This is a genomic window from Vibrio sp. JCM 18905, assembly GCF_055393305.1.
This window is the reverse complement of sequence record NZ_AP043878.1, coordinates 567,505-583,535: the sequence shown is the minus strand read 5'-3', so window position 1 is coordinate 583,535 and position 16,031 is coordinate 567,505. Positions and strand designations below refer to the sequence as shown.

Here is a 16,031-nt window from a genome sequence, read left to right as displayed (position 1 = left end):
TCAGTAACCTAATGATCGTAAAGCTCTATTGCCCGTACAACAACGAGTGGAATAAAAGACTTAGCGCTTAGGCTATTTGCAACAAGAACGCGGGACTCCGAGTTTACAAAAAACGAGTTTACAAAAAGAGGGTGCGACTTGGATAAGAAAATAGGACTGTATTGGTTCACTAATGACCTGCGTTTGCATGACAACCCGCTGTTGATAGACGCTTATGCAGAAATGGATGAGTTAATTTGTTTGTATTGTCGCCCCTCGGTGACACCTTACTTGCAGCACTTTGCGCAGGAGACCTCTTTAGGGCGTGCGAAATTGCAGTTTCTCGAGGCATCGCTTAATGAACTTAATCAATCTTTAGCTAAATTGGGGCAACGATTATGGACGGTTGAACTGACGCCCTATCAAGCGATCAAATATGCCATCAGTCATTTCGGTATCACTCATATTTATGCTGATGCGTTTGCTGGTTCGGATGAGCAACAGGCACTAGAGCGTGCAATTGAAGGCACTCCCCATGTGAACATAAAACAGCAAGCGATCCGTACTTTGTTGTGCGAAGAACAGTTACCATTTGAATTAAGGCAACTGCCTGCGACCTTCACGAAATTTAGAAAGCAGGTCGAAGGTTTAGACCTCTCTCAACCTTACGAGGGCGTTCATGCTTTACCGCCAGAACCTTCAGGTATGAATTTTCCTACCGCCACGACATATTACTTTGACACCAAACCAGCATTTGATGGCGGAGAACTGAGCGGTCTTGAACATTGTCGACGCTATTTTGCTTCAAGTTTAGCGAGTGAATATAAACAGACGCGCAATGGGCTTGATGGGGTGGAGTATTCAACTAAATTTTCACCTTGGTTAGCTCATGGTTGCGTCTCTCCTACAATCATCTATGCCATGCTCAAACAATATGAGCGGAAGAACGGAGCAAATGATTCAACCTATTGGATCTATTTCGAGTTGTTGTGGCGGGAATACTTTTATTGGTACGCGAGAAAGTATCAACAGAAGTTGTTTCGATTTGGCGGTATCGCCAACCAGCCACCACTGACCAGTTTTTATGCGCAACGCTTTAAGCAGTGGAAGAAAGGCGAGACACCTTTTCCAATAGTTAACGCATGTATGCATCAGCTTAATAAAACGGGTTATATGTCTAACCGAGGGCGCCAACTGGTCGCGAGCTGTCTGGTTCATGAACTCGGACTCGACTGGCGCTACGGTGCTGCTTATTTTGAAACTCAGTTGATTGATTACGATGTCGGCTCTAATTGGGGCAACTGGCAGTATTTGGCTGGTGTTGGCGCTGACCCACGTGGCTCACGTCAGTTTAATCTAGAAAAGCAGACACAAACTTATGACCCAGATTTTTCATTTATCGACAAATGGCAGGGGAGATGCGTAGGCGTACATCTTGATAGTGTCGATATGGTGGATTGGCCGATTGCGCCAAAAAAAGAGAGCGGGAGATAACCAATGCATTACGAGACGGTTCGGCTCATTCTTGGTGACCAACTTAATAGCGAGCATTCGTGGTTTCAACGTGTAGACGACTCGGTGCTTTACCTTGTCGCTGAGTTGAAACAAGAAAATACTTACGTTACGCATCACATTCAGAAGGTGTGTGCTTTTTTCTCTGCGATGGCGAATTTTGCCAACGAGCTGCAGGAAGAAGGGCATCAAGTTTTGCACCTTACGTTGGATGACACACAGTCTTTCGAGGATCTTGCGCAAGTCTTACAACACTACGTGAGTGAAGTTGGTGCAAGTAAGTTTGAATATCAACGCCCCGACGAATACCGTTTACTAGAGCAGTTAGCCAAACTAAAGTTTGATGGGGTCGTGATGCGCAGCGTCGATTCGGAACACTTTTTGTTACCGTTTGAGGAAATAGAATCGCAGTTTCCTCAAGGTAAACACATCATGATGGAGCACTTTTATCGCCGTATGCGTAAGCGTTTCAACATTTTGATGCAAGACGGTAAGCCTATTGGTGGAAAGTGGAACTACGACGCCAATAACCGAAATAAACTTAAAGCAAAAGACATTGAACAGCTGCCAAAGCCATTAATGTTTAGTCATGACGTCAGTGATATTGTCGAGCGCTTAGGTCGGCACAACATTCAAACCATAGGTGAATTAAATGGTGATTTACTTTGGCCAGTAAATCGCTCTCAAAGCTTGTCTTTACTCGCGCATTTTTGTCAGGTCTGTTTGCCACTGTTTGGTCGTTTTCAAGACGCCATGACAGGTCAGCACGAGGCTAAATGGAGCTTGTATCATAGCCGGATTTCGTTCTCGCTGAACAGTAAGCTGCTGAATCCGCGAGAGGTGATTGACGCTTCACTTAAGGCATTTCATGCCAATGCCGACATAGACATTTCTCAGGTAGAAGGTTTTATTCGTCAGATCTTGGGATGGCGAGAATACATCCGAGGCGTTTATTGGGCGAACATGCCTCATTACCCGAAAAAGAATGAACTGGAAGCGAGTAGAAAGCTGCCAGACTTCTTCTGGAACGGCGAAACCAAAATGGCCTGTATGCGAAACGCGATTGGCCAGTCTCTTGATTACGCTTACGCGCACCACATTCAGCGCTTGATGGTAACCGGTAACTTTTGTTTATTAACCGAGATCGACCCAGACCAAGTGGATGAATGGTATCTCGGTATCTACGTTGATGCGATTGAATGGGTAGAAATGCCCAATACGCGCGGTATGGCACTGTTTGCAGATGGTGGGATTGTTGGCACCAAACCGTATGCGGCTAGTGGCTCTTACATCAACAAAATGAGCGACTACTGTAAGGGTTGCCACTACGAAAATAAGGCTAGGAGTGGAGAAGGCTCTTGTCCGTTCAACAGCTTATATTGGCGCTTTATGAACAAACACGACAAACGCTTAGCAACGAATCCACGTATTGGGATGATTTTCCGATCTTGGGACAATATGGAAGAGCAGCAACGCCAAGCGATATTAGATACTGCTGAGCACTATATGGAAAACTTGGAGAGCTTGTAATGGACATACTGATCGTTGGTGGAAATGGCGGCATTGGATTGGCGATGGTTCAACAAGCGCTAGTTCGCTTTCCTCAAGCTCGCGTGCATGCCACTTATCGTAAGCATCAACCAGACTGGCAACACCCAAATGTAGCTTGGCATCAAGTGGATGTATCGCAGGACGAGCAGGTGACAGCGTTCAGTGAACAAATTGAACATGTTGATTGGTTGGTGAACTGCGTTGGTATGTTGCACACCCAAGATAAAGGTCCTGAGAAAAATCTTAGCTCGCTCGACGCAGACTTTTTTCAGCAAACCATCATGGTTAATACTTTGCCGAGTTTACTGTTGGCGAAATACTTCACGCCCAAGTTAAAACGCAGTACCAACCCCAAGTTTGCGACCATTTCGGCCAAAGTTGGCAGTATTAGTGATAATCACTTAGGCGGTTGGTACAGCTATCGTGCATCGAAAGCCGCGTTAAATATGTTCCTCAAAACCATGTCGATTGAATGGCGGAGAATGGTCAAACACGGGACTGTACTCGCTCTTCACCCAGGCACAACAGATACGGCTTTGTCGGCACCTTTTCAAGCGAATGTACCTGAAGGAAAGCTGTTTAGCCCAGAGCGTGTCGCGCGAGACTTATGGGGATTGATTGACAAAGCAACCCCGCAGAATAGTGGGGCATTTTGGGCTTATGATGGTGCCTTGTTACCTTGGTGAAGCGCAGCTTGTGGGCCACGTTACCTTGGAAAATAAGGCTAGCAGTGCGGCATAAAGTTTTTGTGGTTCTAACTTTTGACTGATTTGTTTCTTCGGCAGCGCTCAGAACAGTAAACGACTTCGTCCCAATTTCTTGCCCATTTCTTTCTCCAAGAAAATGGGCGATGGCAAACAGAGCAGATTTTGGTTGGTAATTGTGTTTTAAAACCTTTCATCTGGTCCTCCCCATTCACCATCGTATGCCCTTGAAGTTGAATGAATACGAACTAGTTATCAAAGAGATAAAGATACTCTTCATACCCCTGCGTTTTCATTTCACTTACAGGGACAAACTTCATTGCCGCAGAGTTCATACAGTAGCGTAATCCTGTTGGCTTCGGACCGTCTTTAAAAACATGACCAAGGTGAGAATCGCCAAACTTACTGCGAACTTCCGTTCTTGGATAAATCAGCTTGTAATCGGTTTTTTCAACGATGTAACCTGGGTTGATTGGCTTAGTGAAACTTGGCCAACCCGTCCCCGATTTGTATTTATCGGTAGAAGAAAACAACGGCTCACCAGTTACAATATCAACGTAAATCCCCGCTTCTTTGTTGTCCCAATATTCGTTGTCAAACGGACGCTCGGTACCTTCTTCTTGCGTTACGTAGTATTGCAAATCCGTTAAGTTTGATTTGATCTCGGACTTAGCAGGCTTACTGTACGCTTTCACTTTTGATATCAACTTTTTTTCTTCGATCAACTGACGAAGCGTTTTTGGGGTCTCTTTACGATCATCACCAAATACTTCATCCAAGTATTTATCTCGACCAGACGCATAGCGGTAATACTTATACTTTAAGCTGCTCTTTTTGTAGTAGTCTTGGTGATACTCTTCTGCGGGATAAAATTTTTCAAACTCGATCAATTCTGTTTTCAACGGTTTTGGATAGATCATCGCCTTGTCGATTTCCATTATAAACTGTTCTGCGATCTGCTTTTGTTCCGCGTTATGATAGAAAATAGCAGGGCGATACTGTGGGCCACGGTCGACAAAAGAGCCTTTATCGTCAGTAGGATCGATATGACGAAAAAAGTAGTCCAACACTTGCTCGTAACTAACCACTTTAGGATCGTACTTAACTTCGATCACTTCTATGTGACCTGATTTACCTGATGAAACTTGGCGATAAGTTGGGTTTTCAACATGACCACCAGAATAGCCTGATACGACATCGACTACACCAGTCAACTGTTCCAAATCCGATTCTGTACACCAGAAACAGCCGCCAGCTAGTGTGGCGATTTCTGCATTCTCTGAAGCCTTCATCTTATCCATCGTATCGGCGGTGCCTGCTTTACTCAAAAGTAGGAACAAGACAGGAAGTGCGAAAGAGAATCCGACCAATAACTTAGATATATTCTTCATAGCTACCTCAACGTTGTTTTCCGTAGAAAGTGTGACTGAAATAAAAAGTGTTACGTATAGAGAAAGGCAACCGAGCGAAAAAATTACAGCAATGTTGAAAATTCCGTTGCCCTTTTATGCGAGAAAGCTAAAGTATCGACACGAAATACACCGCTTGATAGGGCAACGATGTCTTCAACGAGCGATGCTAAATGAGGTAAATCATGCAAGCAGAAGTTAAATGGGTAGAAGATTTTAAATTCCTTGGGCAATCTCAGTCGGGTCACTCCGTAGTGATGGATGGCAATGGCGGTGCAACGGCACCAAGCCCAATGGAAATGGTACTAATGGCCGCTGGTGGCTGTAGCTCTGTCGATGTTGTCGACGGTTTGAAAACGGCAGGCCAAAAGGTCTTGTCAGTTAATGCCAAGCTAACCACAGAGCGTCGTGAAACCGCACCACGTATCTTTACGCAAGTGAATATCCACTTTGAAGTTTCAGGTGACGAGCTTGACCCAGAAGTCGTAGCAAAAGTGGCGGCTGACTCGCTAGAAAAATACTGCTCGGTTTGCTTAATGCTAGGTGAAGGTGTTGAGATGACCCACAGCTGGGAAATCGTGTAAGTCGACAGACTCCACAAAATATAAAAACAGGAAAGAGAAAAGTGCAGGCTTTTCTCTTTTTTTATTCCGAAATTTACGTACCGTGTGATTAATCTGAAAGTAGTAATTACAGGTTTTAGGAGTCTCCCAGTGACAGAACTCGAAAAAATGATGTCTGGTCAAATCTTTGATGGCATGGACAAAGAAATTGACGCAATTAGAAGTCATGCTCTTCAAGCACTTAGAGCGCTCAATAACAATACCGACGAAAGTCAGCGCGACGAATTACAAAAACAGCTGTTTGGCAAAGCGGGTCTTTGCATTGTTCAAGCACCTTTCCATTGCGAGTTCGGTAAAACCATCGAAATCGGCGAAGAAACCTTTATCAACATGAATGTGGTCATGCTTGATGGCGCTAAAATTACCATCGGGAACCACGTGCTAATCGGTCCAAGCGTGCAATTGTATACGGCTTCTCATTCTGTTGATTACCGAAGTCGCCGACGTTGGGAGACGTTTTGTAAACCTATCACGATTGAAGATGATGTGTGGATTGGTGGTAACTCCGTCATTAACCAAGGTGTAACGATTGGTGCTCGCTCGGTGATTGCGGCGAACTCGGTCGTCAACCATGATGTGCCGCCAGATTGTCTATACGGAGGCACACCTGCTAAGTTGATTCGTCGTCTCAACGAAGAAGAATTATTGTAAGAGAGCAAGCGTCGTTGTGACAATTATATAGCTTTCGAGAAGAATATAGCTTATTCGAGTTACATTAAGCCCAAATAAGCTATTTCTACATTATTCAACTTCAAAGTTTCAACTTGATCTTGAAAAACAATAAGGTATTAAGCATTTAAACTATCTACTAATGCTAGTATTCCAGCTGAAGAGAATACGACTATTAGCATAGAAGAGTTTATAATAATTATTCCTATTAATAGAATTGATAGTGAGCGGTACCATCTAGGCACTTCTTTGGATATATCGGGTAACTTTCGCTTTTTACCTGAGCTAGGTTGGACGATTAAACGAACAAACATCAATGTTCGGAAAAATGCGTAAGGCCATCCCGTAAATAGAGCTAGTTCGAAAGTGTTAAAATAAGGTTCTGTAAAGTAGCTATTGACAATTTTTTTTGGCATTAAAAAATGCATGATACCTATAAATAATGTCTGGATAAAAATAATCAATATTCCAGAAAACATTAAGTATCCAATAATATTCCAAATTAATTGCATATGGCGCCCAAGTGTGTCTTTGAAACTAAGTCAGGCTGAGAGCCAAAGTTATTGTATGCAAGTACAGCTGTTTTACCGGAGGCGTACCCAATAGCGGTAGTCCCCGCAGCGAGTACAATAGCAGTCCCCCAACCAATAGGATTTGATACTAAAAATAGACCGACTAACGCACTAGTGCCCATTCCTACAGCTGTGCTAGTTATTGACTCAACAAAAATTTCATTCTTCTCATGTTGGTCTTGTGTATTCGCGATCTGAATACAGGAAGCCGTTAGACCGACACCTACTAAAACATGTCCGCCAACTTTAGATGCCTGAGCTATTTTATTCAGTTTTTCGGCTTGTTTAACTATATGAGCATTAGCTGGTAATCCTCCACTTCGAGCAATACGAATAGACTGGTGAGTCGTTTTGTTGCCAAACAACAGCTTTTCCATAGGGCCAACATTTTTTTTAGTAGGTCTAGATGTTTCTTACGTCGACCATCATATTGTCCTTTACTTATTACTCCGTTTTTATAGTTTGCGTAAAGGTCGTTGATGTTCTCAATGAGCTTAATATTTCCTTTACTCATCAAGTTTCCTGTAGCACCCATCAAGGTACCTCCTGGAATAGTAATCATATTGGCGTTGTTTTCTAACCATGCTAACGCCCAAAACATATCAGCATGTTGTGGTGGAACTTGATTTGAGATCGACTTTGGAGGTTGATTGTAGCTGAGAATATTGGGAGGCAAAACTTTATGGGGCGGAGAACTAGACATTTGAGGTTTAGACGCTGGGTAAGTCCCTAGCTTCGCGATACTTTTAGGAGGTAAAGCATTGTTACGTTGAGTGTTAAGTTGGGTGCTTGATTTGGGTAGAGCTGATAACCAAATGATATCGCCTGCTTTAATGCGGTTAGGATCTGAAATATGCTTGTTCAATGTCATTATATGAGTCAGTACTCTCTGATAGTCCTTGCTACCATATGGAGTGCCATACATGTTTAATATAATTGATGATAAGTTATCATGAGTTTTTATTTTATACTCAAACAATCCCGACACAGAGCACCTCTAGCTAACAATTTATTTGTGCAGATACTAACAAAAAACCATATTTAGAAAGTTCATTTTTTTGAATTCTAGACTTTCATTTTAAAAATATAAAAAATTGCTGATATATTTGTTATTTTCATGAAAATGTTAATGTCATTATTTACATTCAAAGTGTGATAGTGGGTTTAACTGGATAAGTCAATATCATATATCAACCGCTAGTGCTAAAAAACCTGCGATAAAAAATATAAGCGCTAAAATTTAAGAGTTTATGACAATTACCCATATTAATACAAAGGATAATATGCGGTACTATTTAGGGACCTTTCCAGAGATGCTGGGTAACTTTCGCTTTTCACCTGAGCTAGGTTGAACGATTAAACGAAAAACATCAATGTTCGGAAAAATGCGTAAGGTCAACCTGTAAATAGAGCTAGTTAGAAAGTGTTAAAATAAGGTTCTTAAAAGTAGCTATTGACAATGTCTTTTGGCATTAAAAGGTGCATGATACCTATAAAGAATGTCTGGAAAAAATAACTAATACACCAGAGAACATTAAGTATCCAATAATGTTCCAGATCAATTGCATATTGCACCTGTCCTTATAATAAACCGATGCTTTTTCAAGGTTTTATCCTAATCTTTATTATGAAGAAATAAAGAGACTAACAGATAACCTATATCTTAGCTATGAATGGAAGGGCGCTTTAGAAGAATGTCGAGAATGAAAATAAGAACTATCTTATTGTTTTTTGTAAATATAGGTGGTCGTATATAAAATTGATAACGTGTAATGGCGAGATGTAAGCCTTGCGTAACTAACAAAGGTTGGTTAAACAAGGCTAATAGTCGGTTATGTATGAATAACGATTTGTTGCTCCTCTGTCATCACAAGTGTCGCTTTGCTTTGTTCGATAAGTTGGGCAGCATAAGAAGGGGTAACGGCCTGCATATCACCTTTAGATCGAAGAGTTAAAGACTCCCACGCTTGATCTCGATATTTCCCTGCTTGGGTGTATTGAATCAGTACTTTCATAGCTTCACGCTCCGGTGTGGTTGACGTGCTACTTAAGTTAACGATCTTAGGTTGGTTGCGCATCTGTTAAAAATGAAACATTAGTTTAACCAAATGTGCCTTTCCAAATATCGCGTATTGAGCAGAGCAATTTGGAATCCTTGTGATGGAAGGATGAAGGGCACTCAATCTTTCGATTCATACTGCGCAATATAATGTTTGAGAGATTTGGTTTCCGCACTCTGAAACTCTTCATCGTGCATACGCAGTGCTTGGATACGGTCGAGGCGGAACTGGCGGTAGTCATCGCGCAATTCGCACCAGGCAACCAGCGTCCAGACTTTGCCCCAAAAGAACTGGCCTAACGGTTGGATTTTTCTCTCGGTCACCTGTCCGCTTTCATCTTGGTAATCCAAACTGACCTTAAACTGATGATCAATCGCGTGGCGCAGAAGCTGCCCTCGTTTGGCAGTCTCGGATTGGGTGTGATAATCGGGCACAATCAGCGGACAATCTTCCACTTGTTGTTTGAGCTTATCGGGCAATACCGAAAGTATTTTGGTGGACGCAGAGTGAGACGCTTCGGCGAGTTCGGCATCCGACCAGGCTCGAACCATCCGCATACCCAGTTCAAGCGCCATCATCTCTTTTTCTGAGAACATCAAAGGCGGCAGATGAGAGCCCGCTTGCAACAGGTAGCCGACACCTGCTTCACCTTGAATAGGAACACCAGAACTAAGCAACGACTGAATATCGCGATAAATCGTACGTTCGCTAACTTCCATTCTTTCTGCGAGCTCTTTCGCTGTCACGGCGTAACGCTTTGCGCGCAGAAGCGTGAGTAGCTCAAACAGTCGTTCTGATTTGCTCATGATGTTCCTTATCTAGACCTATTGGTTGTTAGTGGTAGTGTTGCTGATTACTTCTCTAGCTCACTGCACATTTTTAAGTTGTGATGTTTAAGCTCGAAGCTTTCGCAGTCAACCATTGATAACAGAGGCTGAAATTCAGCGGCTTGCTTAATCTGTTTTCCCGCCTGTTTGGCATCGTCCATTGAACGCCAGTAAATGATGTCTGTCCACACATCGTCCGTCGCTTCGTGACTGAGAGAGCGATACAAAAAGCCCGGCAGATTCTTCACAAACGTTTGTGACTGCTTGGCGGCGGCGATCACGTCTTGCTCTGTTGTGCCTGCGGTTAGACGAAATTGCACAGTTTCGATAACGGTTTCCATATTGTGATTCCTTATTGGTTTTGGCGGATTGCCTGTTGAGTTCCAAATAAGGTTACGCGGATGGAATGTCAGAACATGTCAGTAGTGAAATCTCACTCACTTATCATCAATAGGTTATTTTTCTAGGCTGTTGTAACGATCCCAGTAAGGTAAATCTGTGCCGAGTTTTTCGCTGATAAAATCGATAAAGGCTCTTACTTTCAACGGCATGTGCTTGCGCTCAGGGAACACCGCATAAATGGCGTGTTCTGGTAGAGAATACTCTTCCATCACCGGTTTTAGATTTCCTGCGGCAAAGTCTCTTCCTGCAATAAACGTTGGCAGTTGCGCAATGCCCGAACCTCTTAACAGCAACTGGCGAATGGCTTCACTGTTATTGACGATAAAGTTTCCTTTTGGAAGCACCTTGTATTCGCTGCCGTTGTTGATGAACATCCATTCGACGCCGCCACGGAAATAGGAATAGCGCAGGCAGTTGTGACTGACTAAATCACTTGGTTTTTGTGGTGTTCCAAACTCCGCTAAGTAATCTGGCGAGGCACAAAGCACACTTTTACAAGGGGCGAGACGTTTTGCGATGAGATTGGAAGAGGTGAGTTCACCAATACGGATCCCCAAATCAAAACCGTCTTTAACCAAATCGACCATTTTGTCTTCGAGGTTTAAATCCACTTCAATTTTCGGGTAACGAGCGAGAAACTCGCTGATCAAAGGCGCGATATGCAGCACACCGAAAGACATCGGCACGGTAATTTTGAGCCGACCTTGTGGAGAGCCTTGCAGTTCCGATACCGCGTCCACGCCTTGCTGGGCCAGATTGAGCGCTTGAGAGGCGTACTCAAAATAGCGTTCTCCTGCTTCGGTCAGGCTCAGCTTACGCGTAGTTCGATTAAGGAGACGAATGCCCAAATCGTCTTCTAGTTGGTTGATGCGTTTGCTGATCGCCGACTTCGTCAGATTCAGCTGTTTGGCCGCAAGGGAAAAGCTGCCGCATTCGACAACAGCAACAAAAACGGGCAGGGAGGCAATCGCGTTCACATCAATCTCCTATCATCGTGAAGCATTTATTGTTGAGCACAAGGATACAATTAATTTCCAATTATAGAGATTATCTTCAAGAAGAAAACAATCTAGACTATGCACCAGTATTACGACCTTGATTTTGGGAAGAAGAAAATGAAGTACGATTGGATCCTGTTTGACGCTGACGAAACCTTATTCCACTTTGATGCTTTCAAAGGTTTGCAGCTTATGTTTTCTCGCAAAGGCGTAGATTTTACTGAACAAGATTTTGCTCATTACCAAACCGTAAATAAACCGCTTTGGGTGGATTACCAAGATGGCAAAGTAACGGCAGATGAGCTAAAACATAACCGCTTTACCGAGTGGGCTGAGAAGTTGAATACCACAACAGCCGATCTCAATAGCGCATTTTTAGAAGCAATGGCCGATATTTGCAGTTTGTTGCCAGGTGCAAAAGAGCTGATGGAAGCGCTGCAAGGCAAAGCTAAAATGGGCATCATCACCAACGGTTTTACAGAGTTGCAAGCAATTCGCCTTGAGCGCACAGGGATGACTGAGTACTTCGATAAAGTGGTGATCTCTGAACAAGTGGGCGTCGCAAAACCGGACTTAGGCATTTTTGAATACGCGATGCAGCAAATGGGCAACCCATGCAAAACGCGTGTACTGATGGTGGGTGACAACCTGCATTCCGATATTCTTGGTGGCAATAACTTTGGTATTGAAACTTGCTGGTTAAATACCACAGGCGCAAGTGTCGATGAGCGTATCGCACCAAATTACACCGTTGAGTCTTTGAGTGAACTAAAGAACATTTTGGTGGCGTAACCGAATCGGGTATTATTCCGCAGTAACCCTCAGAAAAATCAAGGAATAACCATGCCAGACATCAAACAGCTAGACAGCAAAGTCGTTTACCAGAATAAGTGGATGACGGTGCGTGAGGACAAAATTTTACGTCCGAGCGGCGCAGAGGGCATCTATGGTGTGGTCGACAAACCTGATTGTGCTGCGATTCTGGCTATCGATAACGGGATGATTCACTTGGTTCAGCAGTACCGTTACACCGTAGGTCAACGTTGTTGGGAGATCCCACAAGGGGCGTGGGAATCAAACCCAGATGCGGATCATCTTGAGCTTGCCAAAGGTGAGCTACGTGAAGAAACGGGCATGCAGGCGAGCGCAATGGCGTATGTCGGCGCGCAGTTTATCGCATACGGCTTTTTGAATCAGACATGTCACGTCTATTTCGCCAGTGACTTAACGGATGTGGGTAATCAACTCGACAGTGAAGAAGAGGATTTGATCACTCGCGCTTTTTCGGTTGAGGAGTTCGAACAGATGATGATCGACGGCACGATCAAAGATTGTGTCACTATCGCTGCTTATGGTTTGGCGAAGCTGAAGAAAGTCATTTAGTTATCCATGACGATTTTTTAATGAAAACAGCGGCCTAGTGCCGCTGTTTTTAGTTTGGGTGAGCTCGTTGAGCCATCGCTTACTCGTCGATTTTCTTACCTAAAATTTCTACTTTCGCTTTCTTGGTCACCCCCGCGACTTGTAGCGCTGTGCTGCCAACCGATTCATAGTTCAACTCGATCTTGTCTAATTTCGCGTTATCTTTCGTTGGTAGGCTTAAGCTTCTTGATGACATGCCTTTAGTCAGAACACCTAAACTGTCGAACGTCTTTTCCTGACCATCTTTCATGATGACTTTAACGCTTTTCAGATCGACCGTACCTTGCGTACATTTGATTTTGATGTGGCTGAAACGAGCGTTAGCAAATGGTGATAGTGGATTGACTGTGTCGGTTTCCGATTTAAAACTGACGGTTTTATCTGCAATCTTGTCCCAATCGCTGTCTCCAGCAACCGATTGGAAAGAGGCTACAGCCGCTAAAAGACAGAGCGCGATGGTGTTGAACAGTTTCATAGCTTTTCCTTACCTTAGGTTTAGATATTCTGTTTAATCAGTTCGATGACGTGTGTGACTTCGTCTTGAGTTAAAGCCGCTTCTTTCACGAATAAAATTTCGCCTTGTTTATTTTGTACGATAATCGCAGAACTTTCTTGCTGTAGATCCCAAGTTGTTGCTAATACGCCATTTTTGTCTAACACCATGGAAGACCAAGAGAATGTCTTTTTGCTGTCCTCTGCCGACGATTTTACAAATGTACCGGTCCCCCAAATGGCGTCTTCTTGGTTGATCACGGTTGTGGTCTGATACTGATCTTCAGGAAAGTGAGCGGCAGTGATTGCTGACATCAGCGGCGCGTTCATCTCTTTAGCTTTACTACGACCTGCAATGGCTTGTATCACACGGACTTTGCCTAACATCTGCTGAGTTGCCCAAGGTTGATAAGCCACATCGTCTCCTCGCAGCGTCATTTCGCCATAGGTATCAATGCTGACGGAAGGGGTGGTTTGACCAACAGAAAGGTTATGAGAGAAGGCGAGTGTCGGGGCGAGTGCGAGTAAGAGTGACAGAACAGATGGAGTTTTCATTGGGGGTTCCTGGAACGAAGTGAGGTTAGAGCGAATCAAATAAGGAGCAAATACGATGCCCCTTATCGGATTTGGCGATTAGTTAGAAAGTACAACGCGCGCATTTAACGGTTGCAGCGGACGATTGTTTTGTCCCATGACTTCCATCAGTTTCGCGGCTTGATCTTTGGATAAGGTTTGAGTGTCTTTAAGCACAAACCAGCGCACACCTTCTGAACATGGCGGTGTGGTTAAAGAGCCGTTAAATCGATAGTAGTTTGCAGTTTTTGGCAGTAAGTCGTTAATCTCAAACGTATCTTTAAAGAACGTGGTTTGATTCTCTTGTGGGATTGCGTTGATCAGTTTAGACAGTGCTGCGTTTTGATCTCCAGCATCAAACATCACCGAAATTACCGCCAACTCGCCGTCTGCGTTGGCGTGTACAAAGTGCGCTTCAAGTGGATATTGGCGGCCTTTGATTTGGTTTTCTGAAGGTGTGTGGAAATGGAACTGTTGCAGCTCGAACGTCTCGCCATCGATGGTGAAGCTGTTACGTCCGTTCACTTGCGCTTGCAGCGTATGACCATTGTTGGTTAAACCAATGACCTGACCTGTGTACGAAAGGTTCAGTGCTTCCAGTTTTGCATCGGCTGGGTTGTCGATGTTGATTGGGCTTTGGTTTTTCGTGGTTGCGCAGTCTTTGGCTATTTCTCCCCAGTGTTCTGGCCCGTGTTTGTCATTGCCATAGCCCCATTCCGAAGCCTGAGCCGCGCTTAGAGTGAGAAGTGAGAGTGAAAAAGCAAGTAGTGTTTTGTTCATAATAATGTCTCTGTTCGGTCGCTTTGATAAGCGTTGTTACAAGGCAATGACCTAGAGGTTTGATCACTGCCTGACAAATTAGAAACGGTGGCTGAGTTGGGCACCAATTAGGAACGCATTTGAATGGGTCACGCCCGTTACCATCGGTGCAGGAACACCTTCATACGCGTACTCTTCTACGTTGACATCTTCACCAATCAAGTACGTCATGCCGATGTCAACCGTGGTATCTGATGACCATTGGTAAGAGGCACCCGCAGATAACCAGTGACGGTTCGAATCTGGAATAGAAAGCGAAGTCAGCTCATCGACAGGTGTTTTGTCGAACATGTAACCCGTGCGAAGTGTCCAACGTTCATTGGCGTACCAAGTCGCACCGATGGAGTAGTGCGCGGAGTCTTGCCACTGAAAATCTTTTAGCAACTGATCATCAGCTTTCAAGCTGTCAAATGCTGACCAACCAATCCACTGCACAGAATAGTGCAGGGCAAATTTAGGTAAGACGCGGTGATAACCGGAAAACTCCGCAATATCCGGTAGCGGCATAGCAAGCGAGTCGTACGATTCGCCAGCAAAGTGGATGTCACCCTTGGCATTAATGTTAGGGCTGTGTTTGTAGCTCAAACCTAAGCGATGACGTTCGTTAAACTCGTACATTATGCCAATGTTCGCGCCAAGCCCAATGCCGCCAGCTTCCACATCAAGTGCGTTGCCTTTTACGGATCCACAACGTTGTTCTAGTTCGTTTCCAAGGATGTTCCCACCAACGCAAACACCCACGTCCATGTCGCGGTACAGCTCACCAGAGCCGTAAATCACATCAATACCACCACCGATACTAAAACGGTCGTTCACCTTGTATGCCAAGCTTGCACCAAGGTTGACACTCGCTACGCTGGTGACACCGCCAAAAACAGGTGCGCCATAGTTTGGTTTAAACTCCATGTCGGTTCCGAAGTTGGAGTATGCCGATAAGCCTAGATACCAGTCGTCGTTGATAGGGTGAATAAAGTAAAAATTGGGTACAACGGCTGGTTGACCAACGCCATCGACGTCATCAATGTCGGTCACGGTTTGAGAGAAGGACGGGGTAATGTCAACTTGAGGGGACGGAGGAAAACCGCCCATACCAACATTGACATCTGCATTAATATTAGCTCGATGATATTGCGCATTTTTTACGGTAACGTCAGGTTTGACGTAAGTGACACCGAACGATAAGGCACTTTGTTTAAACAGCGTCATCGCTGCGGCGTTGCGGCTGACTACAGAAGCATTATCACCAATGACGGCATCACCAGCAAAAGCACGACCAAGACCCGTCGCCGAATGTTCGTTAATTTGAAAACCACCGGCATACGCCGTCGAGGAGGCTAACCCGATTAATAAATAAATCGGTGAAAGAGTTAATTGTCGCTGCATGTTTTTCTCATGAATTAATTAGAAGTTGTATTGCAA

General features: G+C 44.2%; 19 protein-coding genes. 7 read left to right on the top strand and 12 right to left on the bottom strand.

Going from position 1 to position 16,031, the window contains the following annotated elements:
- Nucleotides 1-138 precede the first annotated feature (138 nt).
- Genes ACZ5ZC_RS02510 through ACZ5ZC_RS02500 form a run of 3 tightly spaced genes read left to right on the top strand, consistent with a single transcriptional unit; the run spans nucleotide 139 to nucleotide 3,728 of the window.
- Nucleotides 139-1,473 (top strand): DASH family cryptochrome, encoded by a 1,335-nt coding sequence (locus tag ACZ5ZC_RS02510; RefSeq protein ID WP_256893965.1) that lies wholly within the window; start codon nucleotides 139-141, stop codon nucleotides 1,471-1,473.
- 3 nt (nucleotides 1,474-1,476) lie between these two features.
- A complete protein-coding gene (locus tag ACZ5ZC_RS02505) occupies nucleotides 1,477-3,021 on the top strand; it encodes a cryptochrome/photolyase family protein (protein ID WP_464931729.1) in 1,545 nt (514 codons plus the stop codon).
- Nucleotides 3,021-3,728, top strand: coding sequence for an SDR family oxidoreductase (locus ACZ5ZC_RS02500; RefSeq protein WP_256952658.1), 708 nt, complete (start codon nucleotides 3,021-3,023; stop codon nucleotides 3,726-3,728). The genes ACZ5ZC_RS02505 and ACZ5ZC_RS02500 overlap by 1 nt, the downstream gene beginning before the upstream one ends.
- A gap of 68 nt (nucleotides 3,729-3,796) precedes the next feature.
- Here ACZ5ZC_RS02500 and ACZ5ZC_RS02495 read toward each other — a convergent pair whose 3' ends face one another.
- Nucleotides 3,797-3,943 (bottom strand): DUF2256 domain-containing protein, encoded by a 147-nt coding sequence (locus ACZ5ZC_RS02495; protein WP_074189751.1) that lies wholly within the window; start codon nucleotides 3,941-3,943, stop codon nucleotides 3,797-3,799.
- A 51-nt stretch (nucleotides 3,944-3,994) separates the two neighbouring features.
- Complete coding sequence (gene msrB, locus ACZ5ZC_RS02490; RefSeq protein ID WP_203347692.1) at nucleotides 3,995-5,137, bottom strand: peptide-methionine (R)-S-oxide reductase MsrB; 1,143 nt, start codon at nucleotides 5,135-5,137, stop codon at nucleotides 3,995-3,997.
- A gap of 203 nt (nucleotides 5,138-5,340) precedes the next feature.
- On the opposite strand from msrB, the gene ACZ5ZC_RS02485 reads away from it, so the two are divergent.
- Complete coding sequence (locus ACZ5ZC_RS02485; RefSeq protein WP_005393675.1) at nucleotides 5,341-5,739, top strand: OsmC family protein; 399 nt, start codon at nucleotides 5,341-5,343, stop codon at nucleotides 5,737-5,739.
- 129 nt (nucleotides 5,740-5,868) lie between these two features.
- Entirely contained in the window at nucleotides 5,869-6,429 is a 561-nt protein-coding gene (locus tag ACZ5ZC_RS02480) for a sugar O-acetyltransferase (protein WP_054866903.1), read from the top strand.
- Between the two features lie 137 nt (nucleotides 6,430-6,566).
- On the opposite strand, the gene ACZ5ZC_RS02475 is transcribed toward ACZ5ZC_RS02480, so the two are convergent.
- The 6 genes from ACZ5ZC_RS02475 to ACZ5ZC_RS02450 all read right to left on the bottom strand — a co-directional run bounded on the left by ACZ5ZC_RS02475 (nucleotide 6,567) and on the right by ACZ5ZC_RS02450 (nucleotide 11,285).
- Complete coding sequence (locus ACZ5ZC_RS02475) at nucleotides 6,567-6,959, bottom strand: hypothetical protein (protein WP_054866904.1); 393 nt, start codon at nucleotides 6,957-6,959, stop codon at nucleotides 6,567-6,569.
- A gap of 349 nt (nucleotides 6,960-7,308) precedes the next feature.
- A complete protein-coding gene (locus ACZ5ZC_RS02470) occupies nucleotides 7,309-8,007 on the bottom strand; it encodes a hypothetical protein (RefSeq protein WP_464931728.1) in 699 nt (232 codons plus the stop codon).
- Nucleotides 8,008-8,851: 844 nt separating this feature from the next.
- Nucleotides 8,852-9,034, bottom strand: a complete 183-nt coding sequence (locus tag ACZ5ZC_RS02465; protein WP_054866990.1) for a hypothetical protein — start codon at nucleotides 9,032-9,034, stop codon at nucleotides 8,852-8,854.
- Between the two features lie 164 nt (nucleotides 9,035-9,198).
- A complete protein-coding gene (locus tag ACZ5ZC_RS02460; RefSeq protein WP_005497912.1) occupies nucleotides 9,199-9,885 on the bottom strand; it encodes a helix-turn-helix transcriptional regulator in 687 nt (228 codons plus the stop codon).
- 47 nt (nucleotides 9,886-9,932) lie between these two features.
- Entirely contained in the window at nucleotides 9,933-10,247 is a 315-nt protein-coding gene (locus ACZ5ZC_RS02455) for a hypothetical protein (protein WP_054866906.1), read from the bottom strand.
- Between the two features lie 114 nt (nucleotides 10,248-10,361).
- The gene (locus ACZ5ZC_RS02450; RefSeq protein ID WP_025571935.1) at nucleotides 10,362-11,285 is read right to left on the bottom strand and encodes a LysR family transcriptional regulator; all 924 of its coding nucleotides are present in this window, start codon (nucleotides 11,283-11,285) and stop codon (nucleotides 10,362-10,364) included.
- A 138-nt stretch (nucleotides 11,286-11,423) separates the two neighbouring features.
- Here ACZ5ZC_RS02450 and yjjG point away from each other — a divergent pair, with 138 nt between their 5' ends.
- Together yjjG and ACZ5ZC_RS02440 are read left to right on the top strand one after the other, a co-directional pair.
- Nucleotides 11,424-12,098: a pyrimidine 5'-nucleotidase gene (gene yjjG / locus ACZ5ZC_RS02445; protein ID WP_029800868.1), complete on the top strand. Its 675-nt coding sequence runs from the start codon at nucleotides 11,424-11,426 to the stop codon at nucleotides 12,096-12,098.
- Nucleotides 12,099-12,149: 51 nt separating this feature from the next.
- On the top strand, nucleotides 12,150-12,689 hold the full coding sequence (locus ACZ5ZC_RS02440; protein ID WP_065645635.1) for an NUDIX domain-containing protein: 540 nt from the start codon (nucleotides 12,150-12,152) through the stop codon (nucleotides 12,687-12,689).
- Between the two features lie 79 nt (nucleotides 12,690-12,768).
- Here the strand turns inward: ACZ5ZC_RS02440 and ACZ5ZC_RS02435 are convergent, their stop codons facing one another.
- The 4 genes from ACZ5ZC_RS02435 to ACZ5ZC_RS02420 all read right to left on the bottom strand — a co-directional run bounded on the left by ACZ5ZC_RS02435 (nucleotide 12,769) and on the right by ACZ5ZC_RS02420 (nucleotide 15,995).
- Nucleotides 12,769-13,203 (bottom strand): hypothetical protein, encoded by a 435-nt coding sequence (locus ACZ5ZC_RS02435; protein WP_054866909.1) that lies wholly within the window; start codon nucleotides 13,201-13,203, stop codon nucleotides 12,769-12,771.
- Between the two features lie 20 nt (nucleotides 13,204-13,223).
- Nucleotides 13,224-13,775: a YtfJ family protein gene (locus ACZ5ZC_RS02430; protein ID WP_248379348.1), complete on the bottom strand. Its 552-nt coding sequence runs from the start codon at nucleotides 13,773-13,775 to the stop codon at nucleotides 13,224-13,226.
- A 78-nt stretch (nucleotides 13,776-13,853) separates the two neighbouring features.
- On the bottom strand, nucleotides 13,854-14,573 hold the full coding sequence (locus tag ACZ5ZC_RS02425; RefSeq protein WP_020841751.1) for a carbonic anhydrase: 720 nt from the start codon (nucleotides 14,571-14,573) through the stop codon (nucleotides 13,854-13,856).
- A gap of 78 nt (nucleotides 14,574-14,651) precedes the next feature.
- Nucleotides 14,652-15,995: an OmpP1/FadL family transporter gene (locus ACZ5ZC_RS02420; RefSeq protein ID WP_374095312.1), complete on the bottom strand. Its 1,344-nt coding sequence runs from the start codon at nucleotides 15,993-15,995 to the stop codon at nucleotides 14,652-14,654.
- Nucleotides 15,996-16,031: the final 36 nt, after the last annotated feature.

Excerpts from the sequence above, each read along its gene's own strand:
- ACZ5ZC_RS02505 (WP_464931729.1), top strand. The coding sequence starts at position 1,477 with ATGCATTACGAGACGGTTCGGCTCATTCTTGGTGACCAACTTAATAGC.
- ACZ5ZC_RS02500 (WP_256952658.1), top strand. The coding sequence starts at position 3,021 with ATGGACATACTGATCGTTGGTGGAAATGGCGGCATTGGATTGGCGATG.
- ACZ5ZC_RS02495 (WP_074189751.1), bottom strand. The coding sequence starts at position 3,943 with ATGAAAGGTTTTAAAACACAATTACCAACCAAAATCTGCTCTGTTTGC.
- msrB (WP_203347692.1), bottom strand. The coding sequence starts at position 5,137 with ATGAAGAATATATCTAAGTTATTGGTCGGATTCTCTTTCGCACTTCCT.
- ACZ5ZC_RS02485 (WP_005393675.1), top strand. The coding sequence starts at position 5,341 with ATGCAAGCAGAAGTTAAATGGGTAGAAGATTTTAAATTCCTTGGGCAA.
- ACZ5ZC_RS02475 (WP_054866904.1), bottom strand. The coding sequence starts at position 6,959 with ATGCAATTAATTTGGAATATTATTGGATACTTAATGTTTTCTGGAATA.
- ACZ5ZC_RS02465 (WP_054866990.1), bottom strand. The coding sequence starts at position 9,034 with ATGAAAGTACTGATTCAATACACCCAAGCAGGGAAATATCGAGATCAA.
- ACZ5ZC_RS02460 (WP_005497912.1), bottom strand. The coding sequence starts at position 9,885 with ATGAGCAAATCAGAACGACTGTTTGAGCTACTCACGCTTCTGCGCGCA.
- ACZ5ZC_RS02455 (WP_054866906.1), bottom strand. The coding sequence starts at position 10,247 with ATGGAAACCGTTATCGAAACTGTGCAATTTCGTCTAACCGCAGGCACA.
- yjjG (WP_029800868.1), top strand. The coding sequence starts at position 11,424 with ATGAAGTACGATTGGATCCTGTTTGACGCTGACGAAACCTTATTCCAC.
- ACZ5ZC_RS02440 (WP_065645635.1), top strand. The coding sequence starts at position 12,150 with ATGCCAGACATCAAACAGCTAGACAGCAAAGTCGTTTACCAGAATAAG.
- ACZ5ZC_RS02435 (WP_054866909.1), bottom strand. The coding sequence starts at position 13,203 with ATGAAACTGTTCAACACCATCGCGCTCTGTCTTTTAGCGGCTGTAGCC.
- ACZ5ZC_RS02430 (WP_248379348.1), bottom strand. The coding sequence starts at position 13,775 with ATGAAAACTCCATCTGTTCTGTCACTCTTACTCGCACTCGCCCCGACA.
- ACZ5ZC_RS02425 (WP_020841751.1), bottom strand. The coding sequence starts at position 14,573 with ATGAACAAAACACTACTTGCTTTTTCACTCTCACTTCTCACTCTAAGC.
- ACZ5ZC_RS02420 (WP_374095312.1), bottom strand. The coding sequence starts at position 15,995 with ATGCAGCGACAATTAACTCTTTCACCGATTTATTTATTAATCGGGTTA.